Source organism: Streptomyces aurantiacus (assembly GCF_027107535.1).
Lineage (GTDB): Bacteria > Actinomycetota > Actinomycetes > Streptomycetales > Streptomycetaceae > Streptomyces.
Window position 1 is genome coordinate 1519633 of the sequence record NZ_CP114283.1, and the last position, 14451, is coordinate 1534083.

The following is a 14451-nucleotide window of genomic DNA, read 5'->3' on the forward strand; positions in this document are numbered from 1 at the left end:
CGCGGAGAACGGCGCGACCGGTCACCGCCGGCCCGCACTCCCGGTGCAACCCTCAGATCCACTTCGCCTGGAGCACGTTTATCCCCGGATAGGGCTGAGCCCGCACGCCCGTGAGATCCCGGGGATCCCACGCGGTGATCAGCTCGTTGTGCACGACCGGATAGATGACGGCGTTCTCGGCGACGACGTCGATGTAGTCCTGAGTCATCGCTTTCTTCTTCTCGGCATCCGGCTCCCGCGTGGCCGCGTCCATCCGCTTGAAAAGGTCCTTTGCCGCGGAGCTTTCCTCCCAGCGGGCATACCGCATCCAGGTGTTCCCGGGCCCGTAGTTGTAATGCATGATCAGGTCGGCGTCGAGGCCGAACTGGTTCGGATTGGAGGCGGCCGCGACGACCTGGAAGTCCTTCTTCTGGTCGAGCTTCGTGAAGAGCGCGGCGGTCTCCTGGGGTTCCAGGGTCGTCCGGACGCCGATGGCGTCCCAGGAGGCTTTGATCGTCGGCAGGCAGTCCACGATCCAGCTCACGTTGACCGCCATCAGACGGACCGTCAGCCCGCCGACCCCGGCCTCCTTCAGGAGCGCCTTGGCCTTGTCGGGGTCGTATCCGTAGACGGTCCCGGCCTTCCGGTACGTCGGATTTCCCTCGTTGAGATACGACGAGGCCGGCGTTCCGTGACCGCGCAGCGCGGCCCGGATCATCTTCTCCCTGTCGATTGCGTAATGCAGCGCCTGCCGAACCCGTACGTCGTCGAACGGCTTGCGGGCGGTGTTGAAGAGGAGGAAAAGGTGGTTCATTCCCGCCCCGCCCTCGACCTCGAGGCCGCCCTTCTCCAATTGGGAGACGTTGGCGTACGGAATGTTGTCGGAGATCTGCGCGCCCGCGCTCGAACCGGAGATCTTCGCGACACGCGGTGCGGCGTCCACGATGGTCAGCCAGTTCATCTTCTTGAACGTGGCCTTTCGCGGCCCGTTGTAGTCGGCGAACGCCTCGAATGTGGTGTTGGACTTCGGGTGGTGGGCGCTCTGCCGGTACGGGCCCGAACCGACGGCCTTTCCCGTCGTCGCCTCGTCGAGCGCGCCCGCTTTCGAGAACACGTGCTTCGGCATGATCTTCGCGAGGGTGAGCCGCTGGACCCCGTCGGGGAACGGGAACCGGAGAATGAGTTCGACCGATTTCTCGTCGACCTTCTTCACCTCCTTCAGCCAGGACGCGAAGAAGTTCCTGGCGAGCGTCGTCGTCCCCGGATCAAGTACACGCCCGTAGGTGAAGACCACGTCGTCGGCGGTGACGGGCTGCCCGTCGTGCCAAGTCGCGCCCTCCCGCAGCGTGAATCTCCAGGTGGTCGCCCCGAGATCCGCCGGGATGCCGGTCGCCAGGGCCGGATACGGCTCACGGCTGATCGGGTCGGTGTCCAGCAGCCCCTCGTACACGTGGTGGTTGGCGGCCATCGAGAACGCCGAGGCCGTCATCAGGGGGTCCCAGCTCTGGTCGTTGCCGTAGCCGATCACCGCGGTGAGTGTCCGGTCGGCGCCCTGACCCTCGTCGCCCGTCTCGTTCGTGGACTCCGGCCCGGCCGAACAGGCGGAGAGGGTGGAGGTGACGGCGGCGGCCGTGCCCAGCGCGCCGGAGTACTTCAGGAACGACCGGCGGTGCAGCGCCGGTGCGGGGGTCGCGTCGCGCACGGTTCCTCCAGCAGCGAGGGTGGGGGGAGATACGACGTCCTACGTCATAGGTGCAGCGTGACGATAGGAGGGGGCGCGGGGGCGGTCAAGGGAACACGCACGAATCCCGGCATCGTCAAAGGCACAACCAATGTCGCCCTGAAACGCCCGGAATCGACGGGCCCGCGGACCTCCGGCACCGGTGCCGGGCGCGACCGCGATCCGGGGCAGCGGTCGCCGGCGCCGTGGCATAGTCGGCGCCCTGTGAGCACACGACATCGAGGGGGTGCGGAAGGCGATGGCGGATCACTTCCGGGAGGCCGGGGCAGGGGCCGCGCAGGAGTCAAGGGGGTGCGCGTGAGCGAGAGTTGGGACGAGAGGGAACCCGGGGTGCTCCAACTGCCGTCCGGGCGGCTGGTGCGGGGCCGGGGACTGCGCAAGGGCCTCGACCCCGCGGCGGCCCACCCGACGTACGGTGTCTATCTCCTCGGCAAGGAGCCGCCCGAAGTCCCCTGGGACACGCGGTGGTTGAGATGGCCCGACTTCCGGCTGCCCCGGGACCGGGCGGACGCGCGGAAGGTCCTGGCGGAGACCTGGGAGCGGGCCGCGGATCCCGCCGAACGCGTCGAGATCGCCTGCGGGGGTGGCCGTGGCCGGACGGGCACGGCCCTGGCCTGCCTCGCGGTCCTGGACGGCGTGCCGGCCGCGGAGGCCGTGGAGTTCGTACGGCGGAACTACGACCGCCACGCCGTGGAGACACCGTGGCAGCGCAGGTACGTACGCAGGTTCGGGGAGTGACCGGCCCTGGGTGCGGCCGACGGGCCGACGGGCCCGGGTCGCCCTGAACGCGACGGGCAACGCCGCGACGCCGAACCTCTGGTCCAGGGGAATCGGCGTCGCGGTGGGGCGGTGTGCGTCCTGACGGGCACGTACACCGGGTGTGCGGGGCGGACGTGGGCTACTTCACGGAACGCTTCCTGTGCCCCGTCACCTTGGCGATCCAGGCCATGAAGTCGGCCGGGTCCTCGTGGCGCCGTGTCCGCCGTCCCGGTCCATGAAGGCGTCGACGTCGGCCACAGATGACGCACAGCTCGCCGTCGGCGACCGCCCACTTCGGGCGACCGGAGCTCATCCCTTGGTCGGGGTGCCGTAGACCATCGGCCGACAGCCGGAAGTGCCCCGGGTCAACAGACTTGCGGCATGGAGAAGAACACGGGGAAGACCGAGGGGATCAGCCGGGCACGGTTCATGGGCGCGGCGGCCGCCATGGGGGCGGGAGCCGCGGTCGGCCTCCCGGCGCCGGCCGCCACGGCCGCTGCGGCGGGCACGCGCCGGGGGCTCACCCACCGCGGGGTCGTCTACACCGTCGGGGCGGGGGAGACCCCGGGGACGGCGTGGAGCGAGCGCCGGATGCGCAGGGACATCCGGCTGATCGGCCGCGAACTGCACGCGGACTCCGTCGAGGTCACCGGCGACGGGGTGGAGCGGCTCAACGCCACGGCGAGCGAGGTGGCGGAACGGGGCCTGCACGTCTGGCTGCAGCCGACACTGGGGGACGTGCCGGAGCGGGACATCCTCGACCATCTCGCGGAGACGGGCCGCCACGGGGAGCGGCTGCGGAAGCAGGGGGCCGAGGTCACACTCGCCGTGGGCTGCGAGTTCTGGCTGTTCGTACCGGGGATCGTGCCCGGAGCCGACGTCCTGGAGCGGATCGACAACCTGCAGAAGGGCAACGTCGACTTCGCGAAGATGCAGCAGCGGCTCGCCCGGTTCACCGCGAAGGCCGCGGCGGTCGGCCGCTCCGTCTTCGGCGGCAGGCTCAGCTACGCCGCCGCACAGGACGAGTCGTTCGAGCCGGTCGACTGGAACCTCTTCGACATCGTGGGGATCGACCACTACTCGTACTTCCCCCGACGGGAGGACTACGTACGCGAGTTGCGCGGGTACCTGCGCTGGGGCAAGCCGCTCGCCATCACCGAGTTCGGTACCTGCACGTTCGTCGGAGCCCCGGAGCAGGGCGGGATGGGCTGGAGCATCGTCGACCACGAGAAGACGCCGCCGGAGATCAAGGGGAACGTGGTGCGCAGCGAACGCGTACAGGCGGCGTACCTCACCGACCTTCTCGACGTCTTCGAGTCGATGAACCTGCACGCGGCGATGGCGTTCGAGTTCGTCACCGCCGACTCCCCGCATCGCCCCGACGATCCGCGGTACGACCTCGACATGGCCTCCTACGCCATCGTCAAGCCCATCAAGGACCGGCCCGACGACCCGGAGTCGGACTGGCACTGGGAGCCGAAGGAGGCGTACCGCGCGGTGGCCCGGCACTACGGCCGGGCGGCACACCGCTGAGGCGGCGCGAGCCGTACGTACCACTATGATCCGGTCATGTCAGACGGACGAGCGAGAACCGGTGTGCCCGAAGTGGTGCTCACCGGTGGGGGAACGACCGCCCGGTTCGACGGGCAGCGGCTGAGGATCGTCCGGGGGACCACCACCTGGACCATGCCCGTACGGGCCGTGCGGGCAGCCGAGCCGACGCAGGGCGGGGGCGTCCGCATCGACCTGAGCGGTGATCCGGGAGACGGCCGGGCGGCCCGGCACGGGCTCGGTGCGGGGGTGTCGATCCCGTGCCGCAACGCCCATGCGGCCCGGGCTTTCACCGAGCAGCTCCAGCGGGCTCTGAGCACCACGGCGACCGCGGCCGACGGCCACGCTCTGGTCCTCGTCCACACCCGGCAGCGGATCCTGAGCCCGCGGGTCCGCCGACTGGCCGCGATCGGCGTGGCCGTCCTCGCGTACGCCGCCGTGCTCGGGGCCGTGGGGTGGCAGGGCCCCGAGGGCGCGGGCATCGCACTCGCGGTCACCAGCTGGATGGGGCCCGCGGGTGCGGGCCTGCTCTTTTTCTGCTGGGTCCGGCTGATACGGGACATCGTCGCCCTGCGCCGCCGGGGTATCACGGTCTCCGGCCGCGGCGAGGGGACGGTACGGGGTTTCGGCGGCAACGTCTTCTACTTCCGGCGGCTCGGCTACCGGACGCTCGACGGCGAGGAGTTCACCCGGGTCGAGTCACGCGGCTCCGTCGGAGGGGGGACGCTCGGGGTGGGACCGGTCGACGTCACCTACGACCCGCTCGACCCGCGCACCGCGACGGGCCCGCTCAGCTTCCACCATGTGTCGGTGACGCTGTTCCTGGTGCTGACCGGCCTGGTCGTCCTGCTGGTGTGGGCGGGAGCGCTTCTCTACGCACTCGCCGGTTGAAGTCGGCGCCCGACGCCGGTCCTTGACCGGCATTTCGCCATGACCTCTCGAAAGGGCCTCCGGTTCGCGGAGGCTTTTCGATTCTTTGCGACGCTTTCAACTGCGGCCGCCGAATGGCCCGTTCGCATTGCCTGATGAAGTCGCCCGACACAAAAGCGCGATAACCCGACTCGACCCGGGCCGAACCGACTTCCTCCCGGCGTCTCCGCGACTCCGTTCCGGAGAACTCCCAGGCCGTCCGGTGTGAACCGTCCGCCGTGTGGCCGAACACCCCCTGCGCTGCACCAACGTTGATGAGCGTAGAGGTCTTCCAAAGTCTAAGCGGCAAGCGCCCCGGTGGAGACGAAAAGAGTGAAACCCAAAAAGAAGGGGGAACACCGTGAAGTCTGCCCGCCAGGGACACGACGCACGGCACTCGACGGCGTGTGTCGAACAAGCGGAGGAAACGGTGAAGGAATTGCGCGAAGCACTCGCGACGGCAGGAATTACACTGCCGACACTCGGGTTCGGCCCGGCAACTTTGGTGCGTCAGGCGCCCAGAGGGTGCTTTGGAAGTCGCTTTGAAAGTCCCGCACGGCATCCACGGCGCCCGGTACGGATTGTCGGCCCACTCGTGGCACGGGGCCGGCGTTCCGTCGAGGCGGCGCCCCGGCGCGCGGCGGTGCTCGGATGAAGCCGAAGGTCGGGACGTACGTCGTCGACACGCGAACCGGGCGGGTGGGCGTGGTGATGGGGCACGAGGGCCCGTACGTACAACTCAGGCCGTACGGCGGCGGCAGGGAGTGGGACTGTGCCCCGGACGCCGTCCGGGGGGCCACCGCGGCGGAGCGGCTCAGCGCGGCGACCGCGTACACCAACGCACGCAGCCGTGGAGAGGTCCCTTGAAGGAGCCCCCGGTCAGGCCCTCTTGAAGGGGCTCTGTGAAGGGGAGGGGCGCCCCGGATCGCCGGGGAACGGTCCGGCACAGGGTGCGGCGCCATGGCGATATGGAGACGTCGCAGGCAGAAGGCCGCGCGCAAGTACCCCGTTCCGCTCACCATGCACCAGCTGTGGATGGTGTCGCTCAGCGCGCCGGTGAGCCGTGACAAGGACGCCTCGCGGACGACCCTGTACCCGTTCACCCGCATCGACGACGACAAGGCCCGGCAGTGGCTGGCCGACCAGTGGGAGATCACCTCCCGTGACGAGCTGGTCGGCCGGCTCGACGGCCTCGCACGGAGCGGATACCGGGCCCGCGCACGGCTGCGGCTCGGGGTCGAGCCACTCGCGTGGGACGCCGGACTGTACGTGGACATCTCCCGGAGGGGTTTCGCGAGCGGGATGCTGAGCGAGGCCGGCACCTGGACCGCGCTCAAGAACATCGTGCCGGCGGTGGTGAGGTCGTACGGCTCCTGGAAGGAGTACGGCGAGCACTATCTGCTGGGGCGGATGGTCTGGCGGGACAATCTCCGCGGCGCGCGGGACGCGGATCTCCCCGCCCCGCAGGCCGTGTCCGACGCCCACCTGACGTCACTCCTGGACCCGGCGAACAGGTCCAGCCCGTGGATCATGGCGCCGTGGGAGACGATCAGCCACCCCGACCACGCACGCTGACTCCGTACGCGAGAATGGGCCCATGAGTCTGTTCCGCGACGACGGCATCGTGCTGCGCACCCAGAAACTGGGTGAGGCGGACCGCATCATCACGCTGCTCACCCGTGGTCACGGACGGGTGCGGGCCGTCGCGCGGGGAGTGCGCCGGACGAAGTCGAAGTTCGGGGCCCGTCTCGAACCGTTCTCGCACGTGGACGTGCAGTTCTTCGCGCGCGGGAGCGAGCTGATCGGACGCGGGCTGCCGCTGTGCACGCAGAGCGAGACGATCTCTCCGTACGGTGGCGGGATCGTGACCGACTACGCCCGCTACACCGCCGGGACGGCCATGCTGGAGACGGCCGAGCGGTTCACGGACCACGAGGGCGAGCCCGCCGTCCAGCAGTACCTGCTGCTCGTGGGCGGACTGCGCACGCTCGCCCAGGGCGAGCACGAACCGCACCTCATCCTCGACGCCTTCCTCCTGCGCTCGCTCGCCGTGAACGGCTACGCGCCGAGCTTCAGCGACTGCGTGAAATGCGGAATGCCCGGCCCGAACCGGTTCTTCTCCGTCGCCGCGGGAGGTTCCGTCTGCGTCGACTGCCGGGTGCCGGGCAGCGTCGTACCCTCGGCGGGGGCCCTCGAACTGCTCAGCGCGCTGCTGACGGGGGACTGGGCGACCGCGGACGCGTGCGAGCCGCGGTACGTCAGGGAGGGCAGCGGCCTGGTGTCGGCCTATCTGCACTGGCACCTGGAGCGTGGGCTGCGCTCCCTGCGGTACGTGGAGAAGAGCAGCTAGCGAAGAGCACCTGGCGAGGGAAACGCGCGGCGACGAGCCACGCACAGCCGCACACCAGCGGCACGGCAGCACAGCAGCAGTAGCAGGACGACTGACAGTCGTACGAGCCTGAGGGAGACGAGAAGCACATGGTGGTACGCGGGATCCTGGGGCGCCAGCGCCGCGAGTACAAGACGCCGGAGCCGCACCCGTCCGGCGCCCGCGTGCCCAAGCTCCCCGGCGAGCTGGTCCCGGGCCATGTGGCGTGCGTGATGGACGGGAACGGCCGCTGGGCCAAGGAGCGCGGTCTGCCGCGCACCGAGGGGCACCGGGTCGGCGAGGGCGTCGTCATGGACGTCCTCAAGGGCTGTCTGGAGCTGGGCGTCAAGAACCTGTCGCTGTACGCCTTCTCGACGGAGAACTGGAAGCGGTCGCCCGAGGAGGTCCGCTTCCTGATGAACTTCAACAAGGACGTCATCCGGCGCCGCCGCGACGAGATGGACGAGCTCGGCATCCGGATCCGCTGGGTCGGCCGGATGCCCAAGCTGTGGAAGTCGGTCGTCCACGAGCTCCAGATCGCCCAGGAGCAGACGCAGAAGAACGACGCGATGACCCTGTACTTCTGCGTCAACTACGGCGGCCGCGCCGAGCTCGCCGACGCCGCGAAGGCGCTGGCCGCCGATGTCGCCGCCGGGAAGCTCGACCCGGACAAGGTCACCGAGAAGACCATCCAGAAGTACCTGTACTACCCGGACATGCCGGACGTGGACCTGTTCCTGCGCCCGAGCGGTGAGCAGCGGACCTCCAACTACCTGATCTGGCAGTCGAGTTACGCCGAGATGGTGTTCCAGGACGTGCTGTGGCCGGACTTCGACCGCCGCGATCTGTGGCGTGCGTGTGTGGAGTACGCCTCGCGGGACCGCCGCTTCGGTGGCGCCGTCCCGAACGAGGACCTCCTCGCGATGGAGGAGGGCATGCGGGGGCGCCCCGAAGGGGCCTGAGCGGTTCGATCTCGGGTGCCGACCGGTTCCTGGCTGGTCGCGCAATTCCCGCGCTCCTTGCGAGCAGGGGCGGAGCCCCGCTTCTCAGGGGCGCGGGGAACTGCGCGACCAGCCAGGACCGGGCCGCATCCGAGAACGACCCGCCGGCCACCTGCTTCTCTACGCCTGGCCGCGCGCAGCGCACTCCGCGCAGGTGCCGAAGATCTCCACGGTGTGGGCGACGCTCACATAACCGTGCTCCGCCGCGATGGCCTCGGCCCACTTCTCCACCGCGGGTCCCTCCACCTCGACGGCCTTGCCGCACACCCGGCACACCAGGTGGTGATGGTGATCACCGCTGGCGCAGCGGCGGTACACGGACTCGCCGTCCGACGTACGCAGGACGTCGACCTCACCGGCGTCCGCGAGGGACTGCAGCGTGCGGTACACCGTGGTGAGTCCGACGGAGTCGCCCTTGTGCTTGAGCATGTCGTGCAGGTCCTGCGCGCTGCGGAACTCGTCGACCTCGTCGAGCGCCGCCGCCACGGCGGCACGCTGCCGGGTGGAACGGCCCCGAACGGGCGGTCCAGCGGTCGTCACCGTTGCCTCCAAACGTCTGCGGCTTGCCGGGCCATTGTGCCAGCTCGGGCAAGGTCGACGAGTTTCCGTCAGACGCCGACCTTCCCGGTGGGCGTCCGGGTGGCCGGAATCGCACATTCCGCCGGATCGCCGGCCTCCTGTGCCGCGACCTGCGCGGCGGCCCGTGCCCTGCGGCGGGCCAGCGGAGTCGCCAGCACCGTGAGCAGGACGAACGCGCCGATGGTCAGCAGGACGATCGTCGCGCCGGGCGGTACGTCCTGGTAGTACGAGGTCACCGTGCCGCCGATGGTCACGCTGACGCCGATGGCCACCGAGATCGCGAAGGTGGCCGCGAAACTGCGGGTGAGCTGCTGCGCGGCGGCCACCGGGACCACCATCAGGGCGGAGACCAGCAGCAGGCCGACGACGCGCATGGCGACCGTCACCGTGACCGCCGCGGTGACGGCCGTGAGGAGGTTGAGCGCGCGCACGGGCAGTCCGGTCACCCGGGCGAACTCCTCGTCCTGGCTGACCGCGAACAGCTGCCGGCGCAGCCCGATCGTGACGAGGACCACGAAGGCCGCCAGCAGGCAGATCGCCGTCACGTCCTCCTCGGAGACCGTGGAGAGCGAGCCGAAGAGGTACGAGGTCAGATTGGCGTTGGAACCGCCCGGCGCGAGGTTGATGAACATCACACCGCCCGCCATGCCTCCGTAGAAGAGCATCGCGAGCGCGATGTCGCCGCGCGTCTTCCCGTACCAGCGGATCAGCTCCATCAGCACCGCGCCGAGTACGGAGACGGCGGTCGCCATCCACACCGGGGACCAGGACAGCAGGAAGCCGAGGCCGACGCCGGTCATCGCGACATGGCCGATGCCGTCGCCCAGCAGGGCCTGGCGGCGCTGCACCAGATAGATGCCGACGGCGGGCGCGGTGATGCCGACGAGGACGGCGGCGAGCAGGGCCCGCTGCATGAAGGCGTAGTCGAGGATTTCGAGGTTCATGGCGATCAGCTCAGCAGTCCCGTCCGGATCGGTTCGGCGTCGTGAGCCGCATGGGGGTGTACGTGGTCGTGGCCCGGCAGAGCGTGCTGGCCGAGAGCCCGCGGGGGTGGGCCGTCGTGCTGGACGCAGCCGTCACGCAGGACGATCGCGCGGTCGATCAGCGGTTCGAGCGGGCCCAGCTCGTGCAGGACGAGGAGGACGGAGGTGCCCGCCGCGACCTGCTCCCGCAGGGTGCTCGCGAGCACTTCCTGGCTGGCCAGGTCCACGCCGGCCATCGGCTCGTCCATGATCAGCAGCTCGGGCTGGGAGGCGAGGGCGCGGGCGATCAGGACGCGCTGGTGCTGGCCGCCGGAGAGCGCGTTCACCGAGTCCTTGGCGCGGTCCGCCAGACCGACGAGCTCCAGGGAGCGTCGTACGGCCTCGCGGTCGGCCTTGCGCAGGATGCCGAAGCGGGCGCGGGACAGCCGCCCGGAGGACACCACCTCGGTCACCGTCGCGGGCACCCCGCCGGCGGCCGTCGTGCGCTGCGGTACGTACCCCACGCGCGCCCAGTCGCGGAAGCGGCGCCGGGCGGTGCCGAACAGCTCGATCTCGCCGCTCGTGACCGGGACCTGGCCGATGATCGTGCGGATGGCGGTCGACTTGCCGGAGCCGTTGGCGCCGAGCAGCGCGACGACCTCACCGCGGTTCACGGTGAGGTCGATGCCGCGCAGGACGGGGCGTGAGCCGAGTTCGGCCGTCACACCGCGCAGGGAGATGACAGGCGGGGTGTCGGGCGATGTGCCGGGCTCGTTCGTCATGCCGGCGTCCTCCGGAAGCTGATCATGTGGCGGTCATTTCGCGGTCATTTCGCGCCCAGGGCCGACTGCAGCGCCTTGAGGTTGGCCTCCATGACCTGGAAGTAGTCGTCACCCCGGGACTTCTCCGTGATGCCCTCGATCGGGTCGAGCACATCCGTCCTGAGGTCCGCGTCCGCGGCGATGGTCTTCGCGGTCTTGTCGCTGACGAGGGTCTCGTAGAAGACCGTGGAGACGCCGTCGGCCTTGGCCATCTTCTCAAGGTCCTTGACGCGGTTGGCACTGGGCTCGCTCTCCGGGTCCAGGCCGTTGATGGCCTCCTCGGTGAGGCCGTAGCGCTCGGCGAGGTAGCCGAAGGCGGCGTGCGTCGTGATGAAGACCTTCGTCTTCGTGTTCTTCAGGCCGTCCTCGAACTGGGTGTTGAGGCCGTCCAGCTCCTTCACCAGGTCCGCGGTGTTCTTCTTGTAGTCCGCCGCGTTGTCCGGGTCGGCCTTCTCGAAGGCCTTGCCCACGCCCTCGGCGACCTCGGCGTACTTCACGGGGTCGAGCCAGATGTGCGGGTCTTCGCCCGAGCCTTCCTCGCCCTCGTGGTCGTCGTGCTCGGCCGCGTGGCCGCCGACCTCGTTGCCGTGCTTCTCCAGGCTGGTGAGGGTGGCCGCGTCGATCTTGGTCTTGATCTCGGACTGGGCGACCGCGTCGTCGACGGAGGGCTGGAGGTTCTTCAGGTACAGGGCGACGTCCGACTCCTGGAGCTGCGCCGTCTGCTTGGCGCTGATCTCCAGGTCGTGCGGCTCCTGGCCGGGCTCGGTCAGGGTGCTCACGTCGACGTGGTTCCCGCCGATCCGCTCGGCGAGGAACTGCAACGGGTAGAACGACGCCACCACGTCGAGCTTCCCGCTGCTGTCGCCGTCGGCCGCGCTGGAGTCGGACGAGCAGGCGGAGAGGGAGCCGAGCGTGAGGGCGGTGGCCGCCGCGACCGCGATCCCGGCTGTGTTTATTCGAGAGGCGGCGAGGCGTCGTCGTACGTTCATGACACTCATTTTCAGCTGGTGTGGAAACGATTGTCAATAAGCTGTCTTGTGATCTGGGCTTCATCCCGGTATGAGAAGGGTGTGACGGTGGGCGGGGGGACGGTGTCCGGCCAGGACCCCAACCGATTTGATCCGGGGGGCGGGGCCGCCGGTAATCTGAGGCATTCGCTCTGAAGCAATCGCTGTGAAGCAACCCTGCTTCGTCGCCCGTCGTCGTAATGAAGAGAGCACCGTGGCCGCCGACAAGATCGACACCATCGTCAGCCTGAGCAAGCGCCGTGGCTTCGTCTACCCGTGCAGTGAGATCTACGGCGGCCAGCGAGCCGCCTGGGACTACGGGCCGCTGGGTGTCGAGCTCAAGGAGAACATCAAGCGTCAGTGGTGGCGCTACATGGTGACGTCGCGCGAGGACGTCGTCGGTATCGACTCGTCCGTGATCCTGGCGACCGAGGTCTGGGTGGCCTCCGGTCACGTCGCCACGTTCTCCGACCCGCTCACCGAGTGCACCTCGTGTCACAAGCGGTACCGCGCCGACCACCTCGAAGAGGCCTACGAGGCCAAGCACGGCCGCGTGCCCGAGAACGGCCTGACCGACCTCAACTGCCCCAACTGCGGCAACAAGGGCACCTTCACCGAGCCCAAGCAGTTCTCCGGCCTGCTCTCCACGCACCTCGGCCCCACGCAGGACAGCGGCTCCGTCGCCTACCTGCGCCCCGAGACCGCGCAGGGCATCTTCACCAACTTCGCCCAGGTCCAGCAGACCTCGCGCCGCAAGCCGCCGTTCGGCATCGCGCAGATGGGCAAGTCCTTCCGCAACGAGATCACGCCCGGCAACTTCATCTTCCGCACCCGCGAGTTCGAGCAGATGGAGATGGAGTTCTTCGTCAAGCCGGGCGAGGACGAGAAGTGGCAGGAGTTCTGGATGCAGGAGCGCTGGAACTGGTACACGGGCCTCGGCATGCGCGAGGAGAACATGCGCTGGTACGACCACCCGGCCGAGAAGCTCTCGCACTACTCCAAGCGCACCGCCGACATCGAGTACCGCTTCCAGTTCGGCGGCAACGAGTGGGGTGAGCTGGAGGGCGTCGCCAACCGCACGGACTACGACCTCTCCGCGCACTCCAAGGCCTCCGGCCAGGACCTCTCGTACTTCGACCAGGAGGCCGGCGAGCGCTGGACCCCGTACGTCATCGAGCCGGCGGCCGGTGTCGGCCGCGCGATGCTCGCGTTCCTCCTGGACGCGTACGTCGAGGACGAGGCGCCCAACGCCAAGGGCAAGATGGAGAAGCGGACCGTCCTGCGCCTCGACCCGCGCCTCTCGCCGGTGAAGGTCGCCGTGCTTCCGCTGTCCCGCAACCCGGAGCTGTCCCCGAAGGCGAAGGGTCTCGCCACCGCTCTGCGGCAGAACTGGAACATCGACTTCGACGACGCCGGTGCCATCGGGCGTCGCTACCGTCGGCAGGACGAGATCGGTACGCCGTTCTGCGTGACCGTCGACTTCGACACGCTCGAGGACAACGCGGTGACGGTCCGCGAGCGTGACTCCATGAAGCAGGAGCGCGTGTCCCTGGACCAGATCGAGGGGTACCTGGCGAGCCGCCTCATCGGCTGCTAGTCGCTCCGCGGAGGCGCGGCGGTGGGGGCCGGTCGCGCCCCGCGGCGGAGCCGCCATGTGACAAGCCCCGTGTCCCTGAAGGCGCGCAGCCCCTGCAAATGCCCCGGTTCTGTCACGTCCGTAACGGATGTAATGGAACCGGGGCTTTTGCAATCCAGAGGGCCGGGGGTTCCGAAGGAAGGGCGTACGGCTCGCAGGGGGCGGGCCGGCACCTTCTACGGGGGCACTCATGCGTAAGCAGGCAGTTGTTGGCGTACTGGCGATGGCCGTGGCGATCGGGACGGTGGGGGCCGTGGGAGCGGGGGCGCTGGGCGGGTCCTCGGAGAAGGGGTCCGCGGGGGCCGGGGCCGGGATCGAGGCCAAGGGCGGTGCGGGCCGTCTGCCGGAGGCGCTCACGCCGAGCGGGCTGCGGGCCGTCGGGCTCACGGCGGACCAGCGGCTGGTGTCGTTCCGGGTCGACCGGCCGGGCGCCGCGCTGCCGCTCGGGAAGGTCGACGGACTCAAGGGCGACAGGACGCTGGTCGGGATCGACCACCGCGTCCAGAACAAGAAGCTGTACGCCGTCGGGGACCAGGGCGGCATCTACACGATCCGAGAGGTGGGCGCCCGCGCCACGAAGGTCTCGCAGCTCAGCGTGGCACTGCAGGGCAAGGGGTTCGGTGTCGACTTCAACCCGGCCGCCAACCGGCTGCGGGTCATCAGCGACACCGGCCAGAACCTCCGTCACAACCTCGACGACCAGGCGGGCGCCCCGGCTCCCGGCACCACCGCCGTCGACGGGATCCTCACCAACCCGCCGGTGCCCCCGAACCCGGGTGCCACCGCGCTCGGCGTGAGCGGGGCCGCGTACACGAACAACGACCTCGACGCGTCGACGGCCACCACCCTCTTCGACCTCGACACCGCACTGGACCAGGTGTCGGTGCAGTCGCCCGCCAATGCGGGCAACCTCGCGCCGACGGGGAAGCAGGGCGTGGACGTGCCGCTGAACTCCGGTTTCGACATCCACAGTTCGACGCGCAACGGCACGAACACCGGCTACGCGGTCACCGGCCGTACGGCGTGGCGGGTCAACCTGCTGACGGGGAAGCTGAGTTCACTGGGCACCTTCGGGCACGGCCGGCAGGTGGTGGACATCGCGCTGCCGCTGAACCAGGGGTGACGACGGTGGCGGGAG

At 69.5% G+C, this 14451-nt stretch carries 14 protein-coding genes; 9 read left to right on the forward strand and 5 right to left on the reverse strand.

Annotation, left to right across the window (positions count from 1 at the left end):
* Positions 1–52 precede the first annotated feature (52 nt).
* Positions 53–1681 (reverse strand): ABC transporter substrate-binding protein, encoded by a 1629-nt coding sequence (locus tag O1Q96_RS08395; RefSeq protein ID WP_269247550.1) that lies wholly within the window; start codon positions 1679–1681, stop codon positions 53–55.
* Positions 1682–2017: 336 nt separating this feature from the next.
* Here O1Q96_RS08395 and O1Q96_RS08400 point away from each other — a divergent pair, with 336 nt between their 5' ends.
* The 7 genes from O1Q96_RS08400 (at position 2018) to O1Q96_RS08430 (ending at position 8269) form a co-directional block, all read left to right on the forward strand.
* Positions 2018–2458: a protein-tyrosine phosphatase family protein gene (locus tag O1Q96_RS08400; protein WP_269247551.1), complete on the forward strand. Its 441-nt coding sequence runs from the start codon at positions 2018–2020 to the stop codon at positions 2456–2458.
* 402 nt (positions 2459–2860) lie between these two features.
* A complete protein-coding gene (locus O1Q96_RS08405; RefSeq protein WP_269247552.1) occupies positions 2861–4012 on the forward strand; it encodes a glycoside hydrolase family 113 protein in 1152 nt (383 codons plus the stop codon).
* Positions 4013–4048: 36 nt separating this feature from the next.
* On the forward strand, positions 4049–4921 hold the full coding sequence (locus tag O1Q96_RS08410) for a hypothetical protein (protein ID WP_269247553.1): 873 nt from the start codon (positions 4049–4051) through the stop codon (positions 4919–4921).
* Positions 4922–5590: 669 nt separating this feature from the next.
* On the forward strand, positions 5591–5806 hold the full coding sequence (locus tag O1Q96_RS08415) for a hypothetical protein (protein ID WP_217454465.1): 216 nt from the start codon (positions 5591–5593) through the stop codon (positions 5804–5806).
* Between the two features lie 93 nt (positions 5807–5899).
* Positions 5900–6514, forward strand: coding sequence for a DUF1266 domain-containing protein (locus O1Q96_RS08420; protein WP_269247554.1), 615 nt, complete (start codon positions 5900–5902; stop codon positions 6512–6514).
* 22 nt (positions 6515–6536) lie between these two features.
* A complete protein-coding gene (recO, locus tag O1Q96_RS08425) occupies positions 6537–7289 on the forward strand; it encodes a DNA repair protein RecO (RefSeq protein WP_217454464.1) in 753 nt (250 codons plus the stop codon).
* Between the two features lie 128 nt (positions 7290–7417).
* Positions 7418–8269, forward strand: coding sequence for an isoprenyl transferase (locus tag O1Q96_RS08430; RefSeq protein WP_269247555.1), 852 nt, complete (start codon positions 7418–7420; stop codon positions 8267–8269).
* A 159-nt stretch (positions 8270–8428) separates the two neighbouring features.
* Here the strand turns inward: O1Q96_RS08430 and O1Q96_RS08435 are convergent, their stop codons facing one another.
* From O1Q96_RS08435 to O1Q96_RS08450, 4 genes are all read right to left on the reverse strand, one after another.
* Complete coding sequence (locus tag O1Q96_RS08435; RefSeq protein WP_217454462.1) at positions 8429–8848, reverse strand: Fur family transcriptional regulator; 420 nt, start codon at positions 8846–8848, stop codon at positions 8429–8431.
* Positions 8849–8916: 68 nt separating this feature from the next.
* On the reverse strand, positions 8917–9831 hold the full coding sequence (locus O1Q96_RS08440) for a metal ABC transporter permease (RefSeq protein WP_269247556.1): 915 nt from the start codon (positions 9829–9831) through the stop codon (positions 8917–8919).
* Between the two features lie 5 nt (positions 9832–9836).
* Positions 9837–10631 (reverse strand): metal ABC transporter ATP-binding protein, encoded by a 795-nt coding sequence (locus tag O1Q96_RS08445; protein ID WP_269247557.1) that lies wholly within the window; start codon positions 10629–10631, stop codon positions 9837–9839.
* Positions 10632–10675: 44 nt separating this feature from the next.
* Complete coding sequence (locus O1Q96_RS08450; RefSeq protein WP_269247558.1) at positions 10676–11659, reverse strand: metal ABC transporter solute-binding protein, Zn/Mn family; 984 nt, start codon at positions 11657–11659, stop codon at positions 10676–10678.
* A gap of 232 nt (positions 11660–11891) precedes the next feature.
* On the opposite strand from O1Q96_RS08450, the gene O1Q96_RS08455 reads away from it, so the two are divergent.
* Both O1Q96_RS08455 and O1Q96_RS08460 read left to right on the forward strand, forming a co-directional pair.
* On the forward strand, positions 11892–13274 hold the full coding sequence (locus O1Q96_RS08455; protein WP_269247559.1) for a glycine--tRNA ligase: 1383 nt from the start codon (positions 11892–11894) through the stop codon (positions 13272–13274).
* A gap of 229 nt (positions 13275–13503) precedes the next feature.
* Entirely contained in the window at positions 13504–14436 is a 933-nt protein-coding gene (locus O1Q96_RS08460; protein ID WP_269247560.1) for a DUF4394 domain-containing protein, read from the forward strand.
* Positions 14437–14451: the final 15 nt, after the last annotated feature.

Bases quoted from the DNA above. Each gene is read 5' to 3' on its own strand.
- O1Q96_RS08405 (WP_269247552.1), top strand. From the start codon at position 2,861: ATGGAGAAGAACACGGGGAAGACCGAGGGGATCAGCCGGGCACGGTTC.
- O1Q96_RS08410 (WP_269247553.1), top strand. From the start codon at position 4,049: ATGTCAGACGGACGAGCGAGAACCGGTGTGCCCGAAGTGGTGCTCACC.
- O1Q96_RS08415 (WP_217454465.1), top strand. From the start codon at position 5,591: ATGAAGCCGAAGGTCGGGACGTACGTCGTCGACACGCGAACCGGGCGG.
- O1Q96_RS08420 (WP_269247554.1), top strand. From the start codon at position 5,900: ATGGCGATATGGAGACGTCGCAGGCAGAAGGCCGCGCGCAAGTACCCC.
- recO (WP_217454464.1), top strand. From the start codon at position 6,537: ATGAGTCTGTTCCGCGACGACGGCATCGTGCTGCGCACCCAGAAACTG.
- O1Q96_RS08430 (WP_269247555.1), top strand. From the start codon at position 7,418: ATGGTGGTACGCGGGATCCTGGGGCGCCAGCGCCGCGAGTACAAGACG.
- O1Q96_RS08440 (WP_269247556.1), bottom strand. From the start codon at position 9,831: ATGAACCTCGAAATCCTCGACTACGCCTTCATGCAGCGGGCCCTGCTC.
- O1Q96_RS08445 (WP_269247557.1), bottom strand. From the start codon at position 10,631: ATGACGAACGAGCCCGGCACATCGCCCGACACCCCGCCTGTCATCTCC.
- O1Q96_RS08450 (WP_269247558.1), bottom strand. From the start codon at position 11,659: ATGAACGTACGACGACGCCTCGCCGCCTCTCGAATAAACACAGCCGGG.
- O1Q96_RS08460 (WP_269247560.1), top strand. From the start codon at position 13,504: ATGCGTAAGCAGGCAGTTGTTGGCGTACTGGCGATGGCCGTGGCGATC.